Origin of the sequence: Hydrocoleum sp. CS-953 (assembly GCF_002260545.1) — a bacterium.
Lineage (GTDB): Bacteria > Cyanobacteriota > Cyanobacteriia > Cyanobacteriales > Microcoleaceae > Trichodesmium.
In genome coordinates, this window is the sequence record NZ_LGSU01000927.1 from 1 (window position 1) to 5,473 (window position 5,473).

Below are 5,473 nucleotides of genomic sequence, written 5' to 3' on the forward strand. Positions count from 1 at the left end.
CCCAGACAGAAAAACTTTCCGAAAAGTTTAGTACATATGCAAAATTGTTTGACTGGCTTTTTGTGTTCTGTACCTCACAAACTTGTAATCTACTGTATCTATTGTTTTATTCCAATTCAGGAGAGAATATTGTTTTCAAGAATTTAGAATTTAGAATGCGCGAATTTAGAATTTAGAATTACCTCTCCTTGAAAACGGATAGGATTGACGAACAGGAAAATTTTTATTTATTATCCCCTTAAAAGGGGAGGCTTTAAACCACAATATTTCGGTAAATATATATAAGCTATAATGGTAAATCAAACATCATAATTTCATCAGTCGTGGGGTGTATCTAGAATATCTGGCTCTGCTAATAGAGAGCTAGTTTTTACCTAAATATAGCTATTTATTTATATTACTGACAAATGTTTAAACTTTTCGGTAAACATCAAAATACCATCCTGAAAACTATCAAGCATTGGCTATTAGAAAACAGCCGAGTATTAATAACAGCATCAACCTCTGCTGGTATCGTCATACTTTTGCGCTCATTAGGTCTTTTGCAAACTTGGGAATGGGCGCTTTATGATAATTTTTTTCGTCTTAGACCTACAGAATCTTTCGATTCTCGTATTGTAATTGTAGGAATTGATGAAGCAGACCTACAAAAGTATGGTCACCCCATTAACGATCAATTACTAACTGAATTACTGTACAAATTAAACTCCCTTCAACCTCGTGCCATTGGTTTAGATATATATCGTGATTTACCTCAAGAACCAGGTTATAAAAATTTAGTAACAGCCCTAGAAAATATCCCTAATATAATTGGTATTGAAAAAATAGGAATAGACAATAATTTGGGAATCAAAGCTCCTACTATTTTGGAGCAAAAACAACAAGTAGGTTTCAACAATCTAATTATAGATGCTGATGGAATAATTCGTCGTAGCTTTCTCTATATGTTCCCAGAAAATGACAAATTTCTTGAAAGTTTTCCACTGAAACTTGCTTTAATTTACCTTAAAGCAGAAGGAATTGAGCCAGAAAAAGCTAATAAATCTAATGATTTGCAGCTAGGTCCAGCAGTATTTCATCGTTTGAAAATAAATGATGGAGCTTATATTAGAGCTGATGCAGGTGGCTATCAATTTTTAGTAAATCCTAGAAAACAAGATAGCTTTCATATAGTTACCATGAATGATTTACTATCTGGAAACATCTCTCCAAAGTTGTTCAAAGATAAGATTATTATTATTGGTTATACTGCTATTAGTGTCAAAGATTTGCACCTCAATTCTTATAGCACTCGTTTATTTAGCTCCCCACAAAAAATATCTGGTGTAGAACTACACGCTAGTTTTTTGAGTCATATTTTGAGTTCAGCACTTGATGGTAGAGCCAATATTAAAGTTTTACCTGAACCTTTAGAATGGTTATTGATTATTGTTTTTTCTGGGATAGGTGCTAATTTAAGCTGGAAATTATTATTACCCAAAAAATCTATTTTAATAACACTATTTATCGGTATTAGTATTACAGGAATTTCTTATGTTAGCTTTATTTATGGTGGTTGGTGGTTGCCTGTAATTCCAACCATTTTTTCTCTTAGTGGATCTGCTGCTATGATTATGTTTCATCTTGCTCACTTAAGAGAAGAATGGCAGAAATCTACAGAATTTTTACAGTCAGTTATTAATGCAATTCCTGACCCTATTTTTGTTAAAGATAAGTATCATCGTCGTATTGTTTTGAATGAAGCTTATGGTAAATTTATCGGCTGCTCTATAGATAAGTTACTCATTAAAACAGATTATGAATTATTTCCTCCTAATGAAGCTAATATATTTTGGCAACAAGATGAGTTAGTATTTCAAACCAGTCAAGAACAAGAAAACGAAGAATATTTTACAGATGCTCAGGGAATTACCCATATAATTGCTACTAAAAGAACTCTCCATCAAGATGCAGCAGGAAATTTATTTCTAGTAGGAGTAATTAGAGATATTACTGAACGTAAAAAAATGGAGGAAAACCTAAAAGAAGCAGCAGCAAGATTAGAGCTAGATAATGCCCAACTGAAGCAATTAGGAGATAGTTTATACCATCAGGCTCATCACGATCCTCTCACAGGATTGCCTAACCGTAAACAATTTTATGAGTGTTTGAGTCAAGCTATTGAGTGGGCAAATTTGAATGAGAAAATGGTTGGTTTACTCTTTCTAGATCTGAATGGGTTTAAAGCTGTTAATGATACCTTGGGTCATGCTATAGGAGACTTACTCTTAACAGAAGTAGCACAAAGACTTCAAGGGTGCTTAAGAGGAAGTGATACAGTGTCTAGACTTGGAGGTGATGAGTTTACTGTAATTTTACCAGGTATTCCAGGAAAACTGGGAGCATCCAGGGTAGCTGAAAAAATTCGTCATACAATTAATCAACCTTTCAAACTAGAAGACAATACTTTATCTGTGGGAACCAGTATTGGGGTTAGTTTGTATCCTCTTGATAGTGAAGACATTGACCAACTAATTAATCACGCTGATACTGGTATGTATGAAGATAAGAAAAAATACAAGAAATAACTTTAATTAAATAAAAGCTTGATTAGATTTTGATGCTAATTTAAAACAAGTTAAATCTAGCAAGACATTATTAATTTCTGGCTCTAGTAATTCTCACCCTTGGTGAGATAGACAAGTTTTTGACTTTAGGGAATAGGGAATTAAAGAATAGAAAAAATACTATACCTCATTAATATGAGAAAGGGTATAATCATTGATTAGATTAATTTAATATTTTAGAGACTTTTTTTAACTAAATATTAAAGGTCGAATAGGGCAATGGATTGAAATCCTACGCTTTAGATCAAAGGGTAAGAGTTTGACGACCAAAACCCTAAAGTTAAAATATCAAATACTTACGCTTTTTTGCTACTGCCCTGTTAAGCTGTTAAGCTATTACCGAAAAATTAAGGTATAAACCCTCTCAATTCATGGAGAAAAAAGCGGTCGTTTTCGGCGCTTGAGCCGACATGTTTGCGGAGCATTCCGGAACGGAAAACGCTTCGCGACATGAATTGCTCGCATGACCTTAGGATGAGATGGCGTTAGTGGAGCCCTAAAAGTCATCTCCCGACCAAGAGAATAAAAAAAATCCTTTTAGTCAATCCTTCTATCACAGAAGAGGTAATTATTAATTATTAATTCTTAATTCTTATTAATTATTAATTATTAATTATTCATTGTTGCACTATACCCTTTTTTATATATCCTTGACAAATATATTTTGTTTACAAACAATTTATTACTGTAGGAATTTTTGAAAGTTTTCTGTTTTGCAGCTCGAGCAAGGAATGTTTATGTAGCTCCGTCAATAATTTTGTCCTGGTTTAGACTTACACTTGAGTATATTTCCAGGTTTAGTAGGTAAAACTGATGGCCATCAACCAGCAGGTTTGATCTAGCTAAAATTTTGGACATATATATGATAGTTTGTGCAGCTCCACTTTCTCTAGATTTAGGTATATAAGTGTAAATACTGATATAATATTATTATCATCCAAGTTTATATTGTAGGCTTCATGTTTACAGGGAAAAATAGCCAAATTTCCAGAAGTCTGTGCCAATTAATTCTAATTACTAAACGGTTTACTTGCCAGGAAAGTAACTTAATCTAGATAGTCTTTTTATCGTTGCTATCAGGGGATAACTTTATATGAATACTCTACTACTTATAAAAAGGATAACTTTCTTAACTTTCACTCTAAGCTTAAGTATCATACCCAAACAAGTGATGGCACTACCAGATATAAGCCATTACCCTCATCAAGTTGATACAGATGTTGATACTTGTTATTTGAACCTATTGTTAGATAAATCAAATATTTCTATTGTTTCTCAAAAAGGATATGAACCCAGAAACGACGACGGTGAAGGAACACCAGAGGGAGAGAACTCTAACCAAGGTGGAGGAGGGCGTTGAATTATATTACCTACTAATCTGGCTTTAGTTTGAAGTATTATTTTAAAAATTTATACAGTAGTAGAAATATAATCTCAGCTTTTAATTAAAATTAAGAGATTAGAGAGTATCGATCGACACCTAGTGAGGTAAGCTTCTAAGTCACCTGTATTGGTCTAACCTAAAATAAATGTAGCCAAGCATACTGAGAGATTATATTTCAAGAGAATTTATTTTGTCTGGTAAATCCCATTAAATTTTTTACACCAAAATAATACATATAGTGCAATCCTATAGTTGGTTTTTCCTAAGTAAACTCCTAATTTGAAGCTTGACTATAGTCTGGGCTGAGTATTTAGTATTTATGATTGATCGACTAACTATTTATAGGGGTGTAGGAACACATTCCCAATCTGATGATTGAGGAATTTAATAGATTCTATTCCTTCACCCCCAATTTTTAATCAATTATTACACAGCAAGATTAAAAACGGACTAATATTTTTAATATTTAGTCTTTAGTCGTATGAACCAGTATTCAATCTATAGTTACCTTCATTAAAGTCATCACTAGGTGAAGTGACTTTAAAATTTTTAAGATTTGCTTCTAAAAGCTTTTTCTGACGTTCAGTTAAATCAGGAATTTCTAGCACATCTTCTACTTTTTCGTAAGGAGCATTGTCTACTATCTTCGCAGCTATAGTAGGAAACATTCCCCGGTATTTCCGAAAGCTTCTTAAAGGACTATTGTTAAGATCGAGCTTTTCAACACCCATCTCTCCTAATTTTTCGTCTGCCTTGTTAACCTTTCCAGCTTCTACTGCTAAAATTGAAGTGGAAGGCCATGCAGTTAGATTTAAGTTACTTGCTTGAGCTTGGTGGTATGGTAGTCCCATAAAACCCAAACATAACCCAAATATTGCCAGCACTAGGGCTATTTGCTTCATTCTTGTATTTCTCCCAATATTTATATACACAGCTTTTGAAATTCTCCCAACACCTTTCGTGACTACAACAGCTTTGAGAGAAGCTTTACCTTAACAAAACGCAAAGCTTCTGGTGCAGGATTTTTCAGAGTAAACTCTCGAGTTTCCTATCTTAATCCAGCCTTAAGTAGACAAAGCTCGAAAAAGCCCAATCTTCCCCAAGACTGATCCACAGGCAATTGGTTTAATGTCCACCAAGCGCCCGCAGTCAGACAACTTAAATACGCAGGAATTTCTTTGACCACAATAACTTGCCTTGGTTTGTGGTTGACCTCCAGCAAAGGTTTTTTGGGTTTTAAGTTTCACCGCGCGATATGAAATGCGTTTTCCAGCTTTCCATAGAAAAGCTTGTCCGAAGGAGGCGCCATACCTCTAGGATTTTCATTATGCGCTTTACCGCTATGGCTATATTACCAGATTGTTGTGTTGTTTTTTTCCGATAATTTGGGTCTAAAGCTTCCCCTTCCTTGGGGGACTTTTGTTGTATCAGGTTAGGTCAAATACCTTTGGTGAGGGTGGTGGTACATAGTAATGGTAGAGAG

The 5,473-nt window shown here is 34.1% G+C and carries 3 protein-coding genes; 2 read left to right on the plus strand and 1 reads right to left on the minus strand.

The genetic code is table 11. The features are described 5' to 3' along the window. Window positions 1-407: 407 nt before the first annotated feature. Both AFK68_RS12625 and AFK68_RS12630 read left to right on the plus strand, forming a co-directional pair. Window positions 408-2,567 (plus strand): CHASE2 domain-containing protein, encoded by a 2,160-nt coding sequence (locus tag AFK68_RS12625; protein WP_094673119.1) that lies wholly within the window; start codon window positions 408-410, stop codon window positions 2,565-2,567. A gap of 1,210 nt (window positions 2,568-3,777) precedes the next feature. Beyond that, window positions 3,778-3,966, plus strand: a complete 189-nt coding sequence (locus tag AFK68_RS12630; protein ID WP_094673120.1) for a hypothetical protein — start codon at window positions 3,778-3,780, stop codon at window positions 3,964-3,966. Between the two features lie 497 nt (window positions 3,967-4,463). Here the strand turns inward: AFK68_RS12630 and psbU are convergent, their stop codons facing one another. Continuing rightward, window positions 4,464-4,892 carry a photosystem II complex extrinsic protein PsbU gene (psbU, locus tag AFK68_RS12635; protein ID WP_094673121.1) on the minus strand — a complete coding sequence of 143 codons (429 nt, stop codon included), beginning with the start codon at window positions 4,890-4,892 and terminating at the stop codon, window positions 4,464-4,466. Window positions 4,893-5,473: the final 581 nt, after the last annotated feature.